The sequence below is a fragment of the Mesorhizobium sp. CCNWLY176 genome, assembly GCF_037153935.1.
GTDB lineage: Bacteria > Pseudomonadota > Alphaproteobacteria > Rhizobiales > Rhizobiaceae > Mesorhizobium_M > Mesorhizobium_M zhangyense.
The window spans coordinates 274,578-289,592 of the sequence record NZ_JBBBDZ010000003.1; the positions used below are offsets into that span (position 1 = coordinate 274,578).

Consider the following 15,015-nt stretch of genomic DNA (forward strand, 5'->3'; position numbering starts at 1 on the left):
TGCCAAGCTTGGGCGCAAGAGCTGACCTGATTTCCGATTGGAGCCGTTTCATTTGACCAAGGATTCCGAACATCCCTTCTTCCGCCCGCTGTGGCGGCGTATCGCGTTGGTAGCATTCTGCCTTGTCTGGGCGGGCATCGAGTTCGCGATGGATTCGCCGACATGGGGAATGATCATGCTGGGTTTTTCGGCCTATGCGGCGTGGCAGTATCTCTTCAGCTATGCGCCGCCGCCTGTGGATGCCGACAAGAAGGATTAAAGCCATGTCGAAGCTTCTGGTGAAGGCCAAGGATGGCGGCGGCCGCGTCGCCCATGTGACGCCGCAAAGTGCCGGCTGGGGTTACGTCGGTTTCGACCTGCATCGCCTGACGCCCGGCGAGACGGTGGCGGAGAGCAGTGGTTCGCGCGAGGTCTGCCTCGTTTTCGTTTCGGGCAAGGGCAGGGTCCATGCCGGCGGGCAGGATCTCGGCGTTCTCGGCGAGCGCATGTCGCCCTTCGAGGGCAAGCCATGGTCGGTCTATGTGCCGCAGGACACCGAATGGTCGGTGGAAGCCGGGACTGATCTCGAACTCGCCGTCTGTTCTGCGCCGGGGCTCGGCGGCGGGCTACCGGTGCGGGTGATTGCGCCGAAGGACCTTCACGAGGAACTGCGCGGCAAGGGCACCAACACCCGCTACGTCACCAACATATTGCCCGAAGGCGAGCCGGCGGATTCGCTGCTGGTGGTCGAAGTGATCACACCCGGCGGCCACACCTCGAGCTACCCGCCGCACAAGCACGACCAGGACAATCTGCCGGCCGAATCCTATCTCGAAGAAACCTATTACCACCGCCTCAACCCGCCGCAGGGTTTTGCCTTCCAACGCGTCTACACCGACGATCGTTCGCTGGATGAAACGATGGCGGTGGAAGACGGCGACGTGGTGATGGTGCCCAAGGGTTATCACCCCTGCGCGGCGTGTCATGGTTATGACCTATGGTATCTCAATGTCATGGCCGGGCCGAAGCGGACGTGGAGATTTCATAATGCCAGCGAGCATGAGTGGCTGCTGAAGGCTTGAGACCGCGGGCAATTCCGCACTGACGACCATCTGACGCAGGTTTTATCCAACCTGAGGAAGGGCAGCTTCGGCGAGGGCAATCGCATATGGAGTTCGACCCCCACTCCGTCTCGGCTTCGCCGAGCCACCTCTCCCCCGCTCGACGGGAGAGAGGAAACGCCGGCCGCGAGGCTAGGCTCCCTTCCTCTCCCCTTTTGAGGGGGAGAGGTGGCGCGCGAAGCGCGACGGAGTGGGGGTAGGCCATGCCAGATGTGATTGCCCTTTCGTAAATGGGGAGAAGGAGGAAGCTCCAACGCTGACGCCTCCCTCTCCCCGTTTTTCACGGGGAGAGGGTAAGGGTGAGGGGCGGCTGGGCCTGTCCGATTTGCTTTGATCACCCTCCCTTGGCAGGTTAGATGCCCATGCCTGACTGACTCGGCAAAAAACCATGCCGATCAGCGCAACGCCGGGGGATTTTTTCATGCTTCGACACATCCTGCTCGCCAGCCTCGTCACCGTGTCCGCGCCGGCGCTGGCCAATGACTCTGTGGCCGAACTCGGCACCGGCGGGCTGATTCTGTCGCGTACCGACGCGATCGCCATGGAAAGCGAGGATCTGTTCATCTCGCAGGAGAAGGTCACGGTCGACTATGTCTTCCGCAACCAGACGGACAAGGATGTCGATACCATCGTCGCCTTTCCGATGCCGGACATTGCCGGCAGCCCTTATGAGATGCCGGCGATACCCAAAAACGATGTCGACAATTTTCTCGGCTTCGAGGTTTCCGTCGACGGGCAGGCGATCAAGCCGGAACTGGAACACAAGGCGTTCGCGGTCGGCATCGACATTTCCGACGATCTGAAGGCGCACAATGTGCCGTTCTACCCGTTCGGTGACACTGCGGTGAAGGCGTTGGAGGCGCTGCCGCAGGATGTCGCCGACGACTGGCTTGATCGCGGCATCATCGTCATCGACGAGTTTGATGATGGCTCGGGCATGAAGAGCGTGCGCACGCCCTATTGGCAGTTGCGCTCGACCTATTGGTGGCGTGCGAAATTTCCGGCGGGAAGGACGGTGAACGTCGCCCACAGCTATCAGCCCAGTGTTGGCGCCTCGGTGGGGCTGAACTTCTTCAATGACGGAAAATTCCAGGGCGACGGCTATGCCGACTACAAGCAGCGCTATTGCATGGATGCCGCTTTCGAACGCGCCGTTGCCAAATCGGCGAAGGAAAATGCCGACGGCTATCCCTCGCTCAGCGAGAGCCGCATCGCCTATGTGCTGACCACCGGCGGTAACTGGGCCACCGGTACCATCGGTAAGTTCACGCTGACCATCGACAAGGGCGATCCGAAGAACCTCGTTTCCTTTTGCGGCAAAGGTGTCGAGAAAATCGGGCCGACGACCTTCCGCATGACGGCGGAGGATTTTTATCCGGAGCGCGATCTCAACATACTGGTCCTCAGCCCAAGCCAGAGCGGGAGCGGCAACTGATGCATATCGCGATCTATGTCGCCATAGCCGAAAACGGCGTGATCGGCCGCGAGGGCGGTCTGCCATGGCGGCTTTCGAGCGACCTCAAGCGTTTCAAGGCCGGGACGATGGGCAAGCCGATCGTCATGGGCCGCAAGACGTGGGAGAGTTTTCCCAAACGCCCGCTGCCGGGGCGGCTGAACATCGTGGTGACGCGTGACCGAAGTTTTCGAGCCGAGGGTGCCGAGGTCGTCGGCTCGCTGGAGGATGCGCTCACGCTTGCCACCGTGCGCGGTCGCTGCATGGAGGGTGCGGACGAAATCTGCATCATCGGCGGCGGCGAGATCTACCGGCAGGCGTTGCCGATGGCAGATCGCCTTCACGTGACGCATGTGCTGGGCGAAATCGACGGCGACACGCGTTTTCCGGCGATTGACCCTCAGATTTGGCGTATTGTCCGCGCGGAGGAGCTGCCTGCCGGCGAAAAGGACAGCCATGCGACACGCTATACGGTTTACGAACGCCACCCGGACGTGCATTGAAGGCGTGCTTGGGGAACGTGTCGCATCTGAAAAGGTGCGGCGCAGACGGCGGTTGCGTTGAAAGCGCGTGATGGCGTCCCTATAGAAGGAAGATAAGGAATTTGGGCCTGTCGCAGCAGGTCTGGAAGTTTTTGAGGCGAAAGGACATTCATGCCCTGGAACAATCAGAGTGGAGGAGGCGGCGGCGGTGGCCCATGGGGCGGCGGCGGCGGCAATAGCGGCGGACCATGGGGGCAGGGCCCTCGCCCGAGTGGACCGCAGGGTTCACCCCCCGATCTTGAAGACATCATCCGTCGCGGCCAGGACAGGCTGAAGAATGTTCTTCCCGGCGGCGGCGCCGGCAACCCGGCCCTTTTCGGCCTCATCGCCATCGCGCTTCTGGTGTTCTGGGCCTTCCAGGCCGTCTACACCGTGCAGCCGGACGAAGTGGCGGTTGAACTGCGCTTCGGCAAGCCGAAGGACCAGCTCTCGGAGCCGGGCCTGCATTTCCATTGGTGGCCGATCGAAACGGTCGAGAAGGCCAACACGGCTGAAAAGCTGATCAATATCGGCGGCGGTTCGGACCGCGCCAGCTCGGGCCTGATGCTGTCGGGCGACCAGAACATCGTCAACGTGCAGTTCTCGGTTGCCTATCAGGTCAACAATCCGCGCGATTATCTCTTCAACGTGTCCAACCCGGACGACATGCTGCGGCAGGTCGCCGAGAGCGCCATGCGCGAGGCCGTCGGCCGCCGCCCGGCGCAGGACATTTTCCGCGACGATCGCCAGGGCATTGCTGATGCGGTGCGTGGCATCATCCAGACCTCGCTCGAGGAATATGGCTCAGGCCTCGCGGTCAACGCCATCTCGATCGAGGACGCTTCGCCGCCGCGCGAAGTGGCGGATGCGTTCAGTGAGGTGCAGCGCGCCGAGCAGGACGAGGACCGTTTCGTCGAGGAATCCAACCAGTACTCCAACCAGAAGCTCGGTCAGGCTCGCGGTGAGGCGGCTCAGGTTCGCGAAGAAGCGGCCGGTTACAAGAACCGTGTCGTGCAGGAAGCCGAAGGTGAGGCGCAGCGCTTCATCTCCGTCTACGACGAATATGCCAAGGCACCCGACGTGACGCGCCAGCGCCTGTTCATCGAAACGATGGAAAAGGTGCTCAAGGGCTCCAACAAGGTCATCGTCGAACAAGGTAGCGGCCAGGGCGTCGTGCCCTATCTGCCGTTGCCTGAACTCCAGAAGCGCGCACCTGCCGCTCCCGCCGAAGGAGGCAACTGATGAGCAACCGACTTCCAATCATCGGCCTCATCGCCGTCGTCCTTCTCTTCATCCTCTATTCGTCGGTGTTCGTGGTGAACGCCAAGCAGCAGGCGATCATCCTGCGCTTCGGTGAAATCGTCGACGTCAAGACGCAGCCCGGCATCTACTTCAAGGCACCGTTCGGCATCTTCGAAGCAGACAATGTCCAGATGGTCGAGAACCGCGTCCTGCGCTTCGACCTCGACGACATCCGCGTGCAGGTTTCGGGCGGCAAGTTCTACGATGTCGATGCTTTCATGGCCTATCGCATCTCGGACCCGCGTCGTTTCCGTCAGGCCGTCTCGGGTAACATCTCGCTGGCCGAAGCGCGTCTCAAGACGCGTTTCGACGCGGCTCTACGCCGGGTCTACGGTCTGCGTGGCTTCGAATCGGCGCTATCGGAGGAACGTGCCTCGATGATGCGTGAGGTGCGCGACCAGCTCCGTCCCGACGCAACCTCGCTCGGCCTGGAGATCGAGGATGTCCGCATCCGCCGCACCGACCTGACGCAGGACGTTTCGGCGCAGACGTTTGAGCGCATGAAGGCCGAGCGTCTGGCCGAGGCCGAGAGGCTCAGGGCACGCGGCCGTGAAGCGGCACAGCGCATCCGCGCCCGTGCCGACCGCGAGGTCATCGAGACGGTTGCCGAAGCGCGCAAGGAATCGGAAATCCTGCGCGGTGAGGGTGAAGCCGCTCGTAACGCCGCCTTCGCCGGCGCGTTCCAGCGCGATCCGGAGTTCTTCGAGTTCTACCGCTCGATGAGCGCCTACAGCTCGGCTCTGGATAATTCCGGCACGACGATGGTTCTGTCGCCGGATTCGGAGTTCTTCCGCTTCTTCCGCAATCCGAGCGGAACGGCATCGAAAGCAGCCCCTGCTGCCCCGGCGACAGGGGCAGCGCAGCCAGCCACCGGCCAGTAATCGCCGGTGTCCGACTTTATCGCCGCCATGGGTCTGGTCCTCGTCATCGAGGGCCTGATCTATGGCGGTTTTCCATCTCTCGCCAAGAAACTGGCTTCCGAAGTGCTTCTTGTGCCTGAAAACGCCCTGCGTGTTGCCGGGCTTGCGGCGATCGCCATTGGTGTCGCCATCGTCTGGATTGCCCGCGGGTAATTCACACAAGATTGTCGGCCATCCTGCCCCGGGCAGTATGCAAGGCCGCAAACACGCCGTATTTTACCTGCCACATGGTAATGCGCCCCTAGGGCTGCCACGCTATTTCTTTATCTGAACCGGAGGCCACCTGCTTATGACGTTCACACTCGTACCGCCTGCGGTAAGAAGAACCTTCGTGGCCGCGACGATGGCGCTGCTGGCCGGCGCGGTCGCTGCGCCCTATGTCGTCGCCCCGGCGCTGGCGCAGGACAAGCCGAAGATTGCACCGCAAGCCCAGGTGCCGGCTCAGCAACCAAGACTCGCGCCGCAGGGCCCGGCCTCGGTTGCCGATCTGGCTGAGGGGTTGCTAGGTGCTGTCGTCAACATTTCGACCTCGCAGACGGTGAAGGGCGGCGAAGGCCCCGGTGCCGTGCCGATGCCGCAGCTACCGGAAGGCTCGCCATTCCAGGATTTCTTCGACGATTTCTTCAAGAATCGCCAGGGCAACAAGGATGGTGAAGGCGGCGGCGGTGGTGGCGGCGGATCGCAGAAGGTCCAGTCGCTCGGTTCAGGTTTCGTGGTCGATGCCGAAAAGGGCATCATCGTCACCAACAACCACGTCATTGCCGATGCCGACGAGATCGAAGTGAACTTCTCCGACGGCTCCAAGCTCAAGGCGACGCTCAAGGGCACCGACACCAAGACCGACATCGCCGTGCTGCAGGTCGATCCCAAGGGCAAGAAGCTGACGGCGGTGAATTTCGGCGATTCCAACAAGATGCGCATCGGCGACTGGGTCATGGCCGTCGGCAACCCGTTCGGCCTCGGCGGCACCGTCACCGTCGGCATCATCTCGGCACGCAACCGCGACATCAATTCCGGCCCCTATGACGACTTCATCCAGACGGATGCGGCGATCAACCGGGGCAATTCCGGCGGCCCGCTGTTCAACATGGAAGGCGAAGTCGTCGGCATCAACACCGCCATCATCTCGCCCTCGGGCGGCTCGATCGGCATTGGCTTCTCTATACCCTCCGAGCTTGCAGCAGGTGTGGTGGCCCAGCTTTCCGAGTTCGGCGAGACACGCCGCGGCTGGCTCGGCGTGCGCATCCAGCCGGTCACCGACGAGATCGCCGAAAGCCTCGGCATGAAGGGCGCCAAGGGCGCGCTGGTCGCCGGCGTCATCAAGGGTGGACCGGTCGACAATGGAACAATCCAGCCCGGCGATGTGATTACCAAGTTCGACGGCAAGGACGTTCATGAAATGCGCGACCTGCCGCGTGTCGTGGCTGAAAGCCCGGTCGGCAAGGCCGTCGACGTGCTGATCGTGCGCAAGGGCGTCGAGCAGACCGTCAAGGTCACGCTCGGCCGCCTGGAAGATGGCGAAAAGCTCAGCCAGGACGAGGAAGACAAGCCGGCACAAGGGGAAGGCGACAGCGGCGCAGTCGCGACCGCTTCCGTTCTCGGCATGACCATCGGCGAACTGAACGACGAGACGCGCAAGAAGTTCGAGATCGGCGCCGAGGTTTCTGGCGTCGTCGTCACCGAGGTCGCACCGAACTCGGCTGCTTCCGAGCGTGGTATTCTTGCCGGCGAGGTGATCACCGAGATCGCCCAGGAATCGGTGTCGTCACCCAAGGACGTGATGGACCGTATCGGCGCGCTGAAGGAACAGGGCCGCAAGAACGCGCTGCTGATGCTGGCGTCGAAAAGCGGCGAATTGCGCTTCGTGACCGTGCGGATGGATTGAGTCCGAAAACGGACGCAAACTGTTGATTTTTTTTGGGAAGGGCGGTCGAGTGACCGCCCTTTTTTGATGGGCTGCAAGTTGGCTTTTGCGGGCTTCAAGGTGGCGCAGCCTACGCGGTATCTGTTTGCAGGGCTGCCCGATCTTGACGGTGATCCTTCTGCACCGCTGAGGCTCTTCTCCGTTCCGGCATGGATTCCCGACACTCTCCGCTCGTTCCTCGCTCACGAGGTCGAGAATGACGAACTGCATTTGGGCTTGCCGCGAGTCCCAAGCGTTGGCGATTAGCAGACGCGTGAATAACAAGCTCGTCATCCTCGGGTCGCAGCATGAGCGAAGCGAATGCGAAGAACCCGGGGATCCATGCCGGAACATCTATGACGGCTACAGCGGTGCAGAACTGCCGAAGCTGAAACCAGCGGAAACTGGGGGAAATAGATTCACCCAATTTCCACTCAACCCATTGTTTCCATTCACCCAGCACATTTTTTCACGCCCGATTTATCCCCACCCCAAAACACCTCCGGCATAATCCCCCCATCGCTCCTGCGGGACCGGGTCTGGAACCGGGATCAAGGGGGAGTGGCGGTGACCTCCCGCCCTGGTGTGGTAGCCAGGGCTCCGAGGGCCTGACACAGGTCGGCGTGGAACGAGCACGGCGCAAATGCCTCTGCCCAAAACCATGCGGAGAACCCGCGGCGTCTTGTCCATGGAATGTACATGGAGCGGGCGTTGTGACCGGCCAACTTCGGGACAGATACCGAGACGGGCGGTCGAGAGATCGCAGAAAATACAAAAGATGAGCGAGATTTCGGCCGTCCGTCTTTCCCGGCTCTTTGACAATGGCCAGACGGTGAAAACCGGGCGTGGCGATGATGAAGCGCGCCTCTCCTTCTCCCACAGGGGGAGAAGGGAAGGCGAGTGCGCGCCGGCGCCCGAACTTACTTCTTCGCCCGCCAGTCTTCCCGCGAAAGCCGATACAGCACATGCCGCTTCAATTGCGGATGCGTGTCAGGCACTTCGGGATGATCGAAATCCCCCGATGGCTCGCGGCGCATGCCGAGGCGTTCCATGACGGCTGTCGAGCGGTGATTCTTCTCGACGGCGAAGGAGATGATTTCCAGCTTGCCGAGGGTGTCGAAACCGAAATCGAGCAGTGCTGCGGCACCTTCCGTAACGTAGCCCTTGCCCCAGAATTCCGGTGCCAGGCGCCAGCCGATCTCGATCGTGCCGGAGGGCGCAGCCGGCTCGATCTCGGCGTCGTGGAGGCCAATGAAGCCTATGCATTGACCCGTCGCGGCTATTTCTGCCGCCATCCAGCCATAGCCGTTTTCGGTGTTTTCGGCGCGTATCTCGTCCATCTTGGCGTCCGCCTGAGCGCGGTCGCGGCGGAAAGGAAAAAACTCCATCACCGTTTCGTCGGAGTTGATGCGGAAGAACAGGTCGCGGTCGCGCTCTTCCCAGTTGCGCAGGATAAGGCGTTCTGTGCGAATAGGCTTCATGCAACAAACTCCTTCTCGCTGTAGCCCTGAAGGTAGAGCAGGGCGGTGAGATCACCATGGTCGATGCGCACCTTTGCCTCGGCTGCGACCGATGGCTTGGCGTGGAGCGCGACGCCAGTGCCGGCAAGATGGATCATGTCGAGATCGTTGGCGCCGTCGCCGACGGCGATCGCGTCCGCCGGCGAGAGCCCGAGGCGTGCGGAGATTTCGTTCAGCGCGTCAGCCTTGGCGGCGCGGCCGAGGATCGGCTCGGCAACCTCGCCGGTGAGATGGCCGTCCTTCTCGATAAGGCGGTTGGCGCGGTTCTCGTCGAAGCCGAGCATCGCGGCAATGCGCGAGGTGAAAACGTCAAAACCGCCCGACACAAGTGCCGAATAGGCGCCGTTGGCGCGCATCGTGGCGACCAGCTGCAGTCCGCCGGAAGCCAGTGTCAGGCGATTGGCGATGATGCGGTCGATGACGGCGGCGTCGAGCCCTTTCAAGAGTGCCACGCGTTCGCGCAGCGCCGGTTCGAAGGCGATCTCGCCATTCATCGAGCGCGCGGTGATGGCCGCGACATGCGCCTTGACGCCAATCTCGTCGGCCAGTTCGTCGATGCACTCCTGGTCGATCATGGTTGAATCCATGTCGGCGATCAGGATTTTTTTCCGGCGTGTGTCGCTTTCCTGGACAACGACGTCGATCGGCTCGCCATCAAGCGCTGCACGCAATGCCGACAGGGCCTCGTCCACCGAAATGGAATTCGGCAAGGCGATATCGCAGGCGATTTTCTCGGAAAGCCAACGAACAGAGCTTGCGCCGACCGCCTGCGAGGCCATATTCGCCAGCGATTGCGAAAGTCGGCCCTGGGCCGGATGGGAAATGAGCGTGGCGACAAGCGACATGGAGAAATCCGGCGAGGCTGAGGGTGGCGGAAGCATCAGGAACGCGATCCTGATAGCCGGGCCGACCGCCAGCGGCAAGTCGGCGCTCGCGCTCGACCTTGCCGAGAAGAAAAACGGCGTGATCGTCAATACGGATTCCATGCAAGGCTATGCCGTGCTGAACGTGCTGACGGCGCGGCCCGGCGCGGAAGACCTGGCGCGCGCGCCGCATCATCTCTACGGCCACGTTTCGCCGAGAACCGCCTATTCCACCGGCGCCTGGCTGCGCGACGTGATGAAACTTATGGGCGAAGGAGTGTTCGAGGGCAGGACGCCGATTTTCGTCGGCGGCACCGGGCTCTATTTTCGGGCGCTGGCGGAAGGCATTTCCGAGATGCCGGAAATCCCGCCGGCGATCCGCGACCGGTGGCGCTATCGCCTGCTCGAGGACGGACCCGACCGGCTGCACCGCATCCTGCGGCAGGAAGATCCCGAAACCGCCCAGCGCCTGCGCCCGACCGACGGGCAGCGCATCGTACGGGCGCTGGAGGTGCTGGAGGCATCGGGCCGTTCCATCCTGCACTGGCAGGCTGATAGTGGGCATCCGCTGATAGACCGGGAAAGCGCTCACTTCTTTGTGATCGAACCAGAGCGTGCTGCGCTTGTGCATCGCATAGACCAGCGGTTTGATCATATGCTTGAGGCAGGCGCGCTGGAAGAGGTGAGAGCGCTGAGCGCATTGGAGCTCGATCCGGCCTTGCCTGCGATGAAGGCGATCGGCGTGCGGGAGCTTCAGGCTGCGGATTCAGGAAAAATTAAGTTTTCCGAGGCAACTATACGCGCAAAGATTGCAACGCGACAGTATTCCAAGCGCCAGGGGACATGGTTCCGCAATCAGCTTGGGCCGGAGTGGCAGCGCATCGACGCCTCGGTTGCTTTGGAAGCGAATGGGTAGTGGGGGGAATTTCTATACAGCTTGCGCAGCGACAACGGCTGCGCCGTTCTCGCCTTGCGGTTGCCGGGATTAACCCTCCGTAAGGTCCAAGGTGGCATAACAATTCACGACAGCTCGTCAACGGAAAGAATATGCGCTTCCACCAGTCGGAATCGGCCTTTTTTGTATTGATTACCGTTATTCTCGCGGCCGGAGCGGTGATCGTGCATGCCTACGGCGTTCTTCACACGTCGACCGAGACGCTTTACCAGCCGGAGCGGATGGAGGGTGTCGCCTATCTTTCCAAATTGCTTTTCGCGACGGGTGTTCTTCTTACGACCGCGCTGTTCTTCGGCATCTTCTTCATCTATCCGCAGATCCGCACACAGGTGAAAGAGCAGGGCAAGCTGCGCGCCATGACGGCCTCTCTCAGCGCCCGCTCAGTAACACTGGAACAGGCCGCGCTCACCGACGCGCTGACCGGCATGCAGAACCGGCGCTATTTCGACGATGCGCTGCGGGAATATCTCGAGGAGTTTCGCAAGATCGAGAAGCCTGTCGGCCTGATGATCCTCGATCTCGATCATTTCAAGCAGGTCAACGACACGCACGGGCACGATATAGGCGACGATGTGCTGCGCGCCGTCGCCAGTTGCCTGAAGGACATGACCCGCTACCACGATGTCGTCGCACGTCTCGGCGGCGAGGAATTCGCGGTGGTGGCACCCAACATGGACGCCGACATGCTGACCCGGCTCGCCGAGCGCATACGCAAGGCGATCGCCGCCACCACGGTGTTCAACGGCAACATACGTCTGAAGATCACCACCAGCGTCGGCCTTGCCGTCTGGGATCGCAAGGAAACGGCCGAAGAGTTCTTCCGCCGCGCCGACAAGCAGCTCTACGAGGCCAAGAGACAGGGCCGCAATCGCGTCAGCGCCTGAGAATTCCACATGAATTCGTGATGCTGGCCTTCTGACACCGGTTTTCTGCGCTTCCGGTGCTCACGTACTAAAATGTACGCTCCGCTCCGGTTCTCGAAAACCAGCGCCATAAGACTCAGCCTGACGAATTCCTGCGGGAATTCTTCCCAAGCCAGCCGGCGTCGCAATTGGTGCTGCTGATGATGGTCGGTTTTGGCTTCAATCCGAGCGCGGGCGGAGCCCAAAGGTTGTCGTCTTGAGGCCGAAGCTGACGTCGAGGTCATCGGCTGCCGGGATTGCAGTTGCCGTCTTGCGATAGCCAGGATCGCCGGCCTGGCGCTGCACATCAACGGCTTCGGAGAAGCCGAGATTCTGCTGCGGACGGGGCACGTTGCGCAGCCGCTCGACGATCGCGGCGAGATCGACATCCGCATCGTCCGTGCTGGTTGCATCCGAGGCATGACGTTTTCCCGCACCGGGTATCAGATTTGCCGGCAGGCGTTCGAATTTCAGGCGCATGGTGGTCGCGACACCTTCGCCGAAGGCGATGGCCTCGCGCTGGCCCATGGAAGACAGGAAGGACAGGGTAGAGGCCGAAGAGTCGGCGATCGCCGAGCGGATGATCTTCTGGTCCTGGTCGTTGGCGAGCCGCATGGCGAAAACCGTCGAGCACTGTGACAGGATCGTCGGATCGAGATCGCCCGGCCGCTGCGTTACCACGCCGAGATAGCAGCCATATTTGCGGCCTTCCTTGGCGATGCGCGACATGGCGTGGCGGGTCGGCGCGAAGCCCAGCCTTGGGTCGGAAGGCATGTAACGATGGGCTTCCTCGCATAGCACCAGCAGCTTCAGCCGCCCCTCGCTCCACAATGCCAAGTCGAAGGCGAGCCGGGCCAGAACGGAGCAGACCGAGTTGACCACTTCCGAAGGCATGCCGGCCATCTCAAAACAGGTGATCGGCCGGCCTCCATGCGGAATGCGGAAGATGTTGCCGATGGTCTGGTGGATCGTGTCCTCGATCAGCCTGGAAGCGAACATGAAGCGGTAGCGTGGATCGGCGACAGCCGATTCGATGCGCGTCTTTAGCGCGCGATAGACCGGGCGGTCGTTCTTGCTTTCCAGCAGGCCCATGCGCTCGTCGATCTGCTTGATCAGGTCGGCCATGCGGTAGGGCACCGGCGTGTCGGCGGTCAGGGCATCGCTGCCGCGACGTATGAAGGTGCCGGCGTTCGGATTGCGATAGAGGTTCTTGGCGTGCGGGATGAGATCGCGCAGAACGTCGAGTTCCTCGGGAACGATCTCTCGCCCGCGAAACAGCACTTCCGCGAACTCCTCCAGCCGGAACAGCCAGAAGGGTAGGTCGAGCGACGAGGTGTCGACCTTGACGCTGAGCTCGGGCAGGGCGTCGGCGAATTCATTGTGCGGATCGAGGATAAGCACGCGCAGGTCGGGCTTGGCCTGGATCGTCTTGCGCAACAGCAGTGACACGGCGGTCGATTTGCCGACGCCGGTGGTGCCGACCACGGCGAAATGGCGGGTCAGCGTGTCTTCGATGGCGATGCAGGCGTCGATGGTCTCGTCCTGCGACAACTGCCCGATTGTGACGGCCTTGCGACCGGCGAGATCGTAGACCGCCTGAAGGTCGCGAGCGCGGATGCGGTGGGCGACCGCGCCGATATGCGGATATACGGTGATGCCGCGATCGAATGCCGGCTTTGCCGGCGCAGGGAGATCGCGGACCTCGCCGATGAGTTCGATGCTGACCTCGATGGCATTGCGGCCGTCATTGTTCCAGACGCGGTCGGATTTGCCGATGGCATAGACCAGGCCGACGGTGCGGCACGCGCCGAGATTGATGGAGATCATGCGCCCGACCGTCCACTGGCCGGTTACCGAACCATCGCTCGCGTCGGCGAAGGCTGCGATGGTGGCGCGGGCGCCGTCGCAATGAACCACGTGGCCAAGGACGCGCGCGTCGGGTTGCGCGTTGTCGCGACGTTCCTGCGAAGTTGGTTCTCCGCCGGATTTCTGCCCGTCGACATACATGGAAATGGCTGCGCCTCTCGGAAGTGTTCTATTTGCGAAAAGTCTATCCACATTGGGTTAAGGCCGCGTGTCGGGGCATGGTTGAGCATAGGTTAACGGACGTTAATCAAACTCGCGCTATCGTGATTTCAGAAGCCGCAAATCGGTCGCAGGCCGGGACCAGGATCGATGGCGCTGAAGGACGAAAATCATTGCTTCAATGCCTTCGAACGGCTTTGCGGCAGAAATCCTGGAGGGCGCCATGCATGCGTCTTTGTCTCGAATTTTCGGTAGAAAAGGCGGCTTGACCGCCATGGCGCTGATCGGAGCGCTGATTGGAGTGTCCGTCGCTCCGCTGACCTCGCCTGGCAACCAGGTAGTGCAGGCGGCGACGTTCTCGGTTTCAACGCATGAAAGGCTTTCCCGGTACGGCGAGTGGCGAATGTCGTCGCGGTTCGGGCAGGTGTGGGTACCGACCGTGCAGACCGGATGGAGGCCCTATACGGTCGGCCACTGGGTCTGGACCGACGATGGCTGGTACTGGCAGTCCGACGAACCCTTCGGCTGGGTCGTCTTCCACTACGGGCGCTGGGCGTTCGATCGGGATTTGGGCTGGGTATGGGTCTCCGGCAACGACTGGGCGCCGGCCTGGGTCGTCTGGCGAGAGAGCGACGAGAATGTCGGCTGGGTGCCGGCACCGCCGCCCACGGTCGTGGTCGAGGATGACTGGTGGTCGTTTGCGCCGGTGGCGGCGATCGGCGCAGTGGCAATCCTGCCCCTGCTCAGGCCGGTGAGCGACAACGTCACCTATGTGCGCAATACGACAATCATCAACGAAAACATAACGGTGAACAATTACCGGCGGGCCGGCACGGTTCGCGTTGGCAATACCGTCGTGCCGGTCAATGCCGGACCGCCGCTCAGCCGACTGCCGAGCACTGTCGTCAAATCGGTGCGGGCGGCGAAAGTGGTGCCGCCGTCCAGCGGCTCGATCGCTGCCGCCCACCTCGACCCTTCCAAGGGTGCGGTGATCAAGACGTCGGCGGCCAAGTTGAACCCTGGCGCGCAGCCTCCCGTTTTGGCGAAATCGAACAGCGCTTCCGTGCCAGCCTCGTCGACGGCCGCGCAACAGCCCGCCAACTCCTCGGCAGGCCCGAAGAAGCCCGTTGGCGCAACGGTTTCTGCTCAAAACAGGAAGAAGGTTCCAACGGCAACGACGAAGCCTGCGGCGATTGCCGGCGTTCCGGCTGGGCCTTCGGTACTGAAAACCCCGCAGCATCCGGTCAAAGTGGTGAACGCGGCGGCGTCAAAACCGGCTGCCGTGAATAGACACGTCACCACCGCCGGCGTCACCTCGCAACAGTTGCTTCTCCAGCGCCGCGCCGCCTTGCAGCAGCGGCGCAAGGTTGCATCGGCGCAACAGCAGGCGCGCCAGGCGGCGAAGCACCAGCAAGCAATGGCGATGCATGAGAGGCCGATGGTTCACGCGCAGGCGCAGGCCATGGCCGGGCATGGAATGGCGCCGGCGCAGGCAAGGCGCGTCGCCAAGTGCAATCCGCACGATCCGCGCTGCAAGCGTCCCGGTTGATC

Annotated in this window: 14 protein-coding genes; 11 read left to right on the forward strand and 3 right to left on the reverse strand. The window is 62.1% G+C overall.

The genetic code is table 11. The features are described 5' to 3' along the window. The first annotated feature begins 52 nt into the window (after positions 1–52). From WBQ96_RS06915 to WBQ96_RS06950, 8 genes are all read left to right on the forward strand, one after another. Complete coding sequence (locus tag WBQ96_RS06915) at positions 53–259, forward strand: DUF3329 domain-containing protein (RefSeq protein WP_336548647.1); 207 nt, start codon at positions 53–55, stop codon at positions 257–259. 4 nt (positions 260–263) lie between these two features. Then, positions 264–1,061: a 5-deoxy-glucuronate isomerase gene (iolB, locus tag WBQ96_RS06920; RefSeq protein WP_336548648.1), complete on the forward strand. Its 798-nt coding sequence runs from the start codon at positions 264–266 to the stop codon at positions 1,059–1,061. 460 nt (positions 1,062–1,521) lie between these two features. After that, on the forward strand, positions 1,522–2,535 hold the full coding sequence (locus WBQ96_RS06925) for a DUF4424 domain-containing protein (protein ID WP_336548650.1): 1,014 nt from the start codon (positions 1,522–1,524) through the stop codon (positions 2,533–2,535). Continuing rightward, positions 2,535–3,056: a dihydrofolate reductase gene (locus WBQ96_RS06930; RefSeq protein ID WP_336548652.1), complete on the forward strand. Its 522-nt coding sequence runs from the start codon at positions 2,535–2,537 to the stop codon at positions 3,054–3,056. The genes WBQ96_RS06925 and WBQ96_RS06930 overlap by 1 nt, the downstream gene beginning before the upstream one ends. A gap of 150 nt (positions 3,057–3,206) precedes the next feature. After that, complete coding sequence (hflK, locus tag WBQ96_RS06935; protein ID WP_165115999.1) at positions 3,207–4,316, forward strand: FtsH protease activity modulator HflK; 1,110 nt, start codon at positions 3,207–3,209, stop codon at positions 4,314–4,316. Beyond that, positions 4,316–5,257: a protease modulator HflC gene (hflC, locus tag WBQ96_RS06940; RefSeq protein ID WP_336548656.1), complete on the forward strand. Its 942-nt coding sequence runs from the start codon at positions 4,316–4,318 to the stop codon at positions 5,255–5,257. Before hflK ends, hflC begins: the two co-directional genes overlap by 1 nt. A 6-nt stretch (positions 5,258–5,263) precedes the next feature. Next, entirely contained in the window at positions 5,264–5,449 is a 186-nt protein-coding gene (locus WBQ96_RS06945) for a DUF2065 domain-containing protein (RefSeq protein WP_336548658.1), read from the forward strand. A 136-nt stretch (positions 5,450–5,585) separates the two neighbouring features. Continuing rightward, positions 5,586–7,181, forward strand: coding sequence for a DegQ family serine endoprotease (locus WBQ96_RS06950; protein ID WP_336548660.1), 1,596 nt, complete (start codon positions 5,586–5,588; stop codon positions 7,179–7,181). A 938-nt stretch (positions 7,182–8,119) separates the two neighbouring features. On the opposite strand, the gene WBQ96_RS06955 is transcribed toward WBQ96_RS06950, so the two are convergent. Beyond that, positions 8,120–8,680, reverse strand: coding sequence for a GNAT family N-acetyltransferase (locus WBQ96_RS06955; RefSeq protein ID WP_336548661.1), 561 nt, complete (start codon positions 8,678–8,680; stop codon positions 8,120–8,122). After that, positions 8,677–9,564: a phosphoserine phosphatase SerB gene (gene serB, locus WBQ96_RS06960; RefSeq protein ID WP_336548663.1), complete on the reverse strand. Its 888-nt coding sequence runs from the start codon at positions 9,562–9,564 to the stop codon at positions 8,677–8,679. Before serB ends, WBQ96_RS06955 begins: the two co-directional genes overlap by 4 nt. On the opposite strand from serB, the gene miaA reads away from it, so the two are divergent. Together miaA and WBQ96_RS06970 are read left to right on the forward strand one after the other, a co-directional pair. Further along, complete coding sequence (gene miaA, locus WBQ96_RS06965) at positions 9,542–10,498, forward strand: tRNA (adenosine(37)-N6)-dimethylallyltransferase MiaA (protein ID WP_336548664.1); 957 nt, start codon at positions 9,542–9,544, stop codon at positions 10,496–10,498. The two genes, serB and miaA, sit on opposite strands and share 23 nt — an antisense overlap. Positions 10,499–10,629: 131 nt before the next feature. Next, positions 10,630–11,421 carry a GGDEF domain-containing protein gene (locus WBQ96_RS06970; protein WP_336548666.1) on the forward strand — a complete coding sequence of 264 codons (792 nt, stop codon included), beginning with the start codon at positions 10,630–10,632 and terminating at the stop codon, positions 11,419–11,421. A 198-nt stretch (positions 11,422–11,619) separates the two neighbouring features. Here the strand turns inward: WBQ96_RS06970 and WBQ96_RS06975 are convergent, their stop codons facing one another. Continuing rightward, positions 11,620–13,446: an ATP-binding protein gene (locus WBQ96_RS06975; protein ID WP_336548668.1), complete on the reverse strand. Its 1,827-nt coding sequence runs from the start codon at positions 13,444–13,446 to the stop codon at positions 11,620–11,622. Between the two features lie 292 nt (positions 13,447–13,738). Here WBQ96_RS06975 and WBQ96_RS06980 point away from each other — a divergent pair, with 292 nt between their 5' ends. Next, the gene (locus WBQ96_RS06980) at positions 13,739–15,013 is read left to right on the forward strand and encodes a DUF6600 domain-containing protein (protein ID WP_336548670.1); all 1,275 of its coding nucleotides are present in this window, start codon (positions 13,739–13,741) and stop codon (positions 15,011–15,013) included. The last annotated feature ends 2 nt before the right edge of the window (positions 15,014–15,015 follow it).

Excerpts from the sequence above, each read along its gene's own strand:
- hflK (WP_165115999.1), top strand. The coding sequence starts at position 3,207 with ATGCCCTGGAACAATCAGAGTGGAGGAGGCGGCGGCGGTGGCCCATGG.
- miaA (WP_336548664.1), top strand. The coding sequence starts at position 9,542 with ATGAGCGTGGCGACAAGCGACATGGAGAAATCCGGCGAGGCTGAGGGT.
- iolB (WP_336548648.1), top strand. The coding sequence starts at position 264 with ATGTCGAAGCTTCTGGTGAAGGCCAAGGATGGCGGCGGCCGCGTCGCC.
- WBQ96_RS06970 (WP_336548666.1), top strand. The coding sequence starts at position 10,630 with ATGCGCTTCCACCAGTCGGAATCGGCCTTTTTTGTATTGATTACCGTT.
- WBQ96_RS06925 (WP_336548650.1), top strand. The coding sequence starts at position 1,522 with ATGCTTCGACACATCCTGCTCGCCAGCCTCGTCACCGTGTCCGCGCCG.
- hflC (WP_336548656.1), top strand. The coding sequence starts at position 4,316 with ATGAGCAACCGACTTCCAATCATCGGCCTCATCGCCGTCGTCCTTCTC.
- WBQ96_RS06955 (WP_336548661.1), bottom strand. The coding sequence starts at position 8,680 with ATGAAGCCTATTCGCACAGAACGCCTTATCCTGCGCAACTGGGAAGAG.
- WBQ96_RS06950 (WP_336548660.1), top strand. The coding sequence starts at position 5,586 with ATGACGTTCACACTCGTACCGCCTGCGGTAAGAAGAACCTTCGTGGCC.
- serB (WP_336548663.1), bottom strand. The coding sequence starts at position 9,564 with ATGTCGCTTGTCGCCACGCTCATTTCCCATCCGGCCCAGGGCCGACTT.
- WBQ96_RS06980 (WP_336548670.1), top strand. The coding sequence starts at position 13,739 with ATGGCGCTGATCGGAGCGCTGATTGGAGTGTCCGTCGCTCCGCTGACC.
- WBQ96_RS06930 (WP_336548652.1), top strand. The coding sequence starts at position 2,535 with ATGCATATCGCGATCTATGTCGCCATAGCCGAAAACGGCGTGATCGGC.
- WBQ96_RS06975 (WP_336548668.1), bottom strand. The coding sequence starts at position 13,446 with ATGTATGTCGACGGGCAGAAATCCGGCGGAGAACCAACTTCGCAGGAA.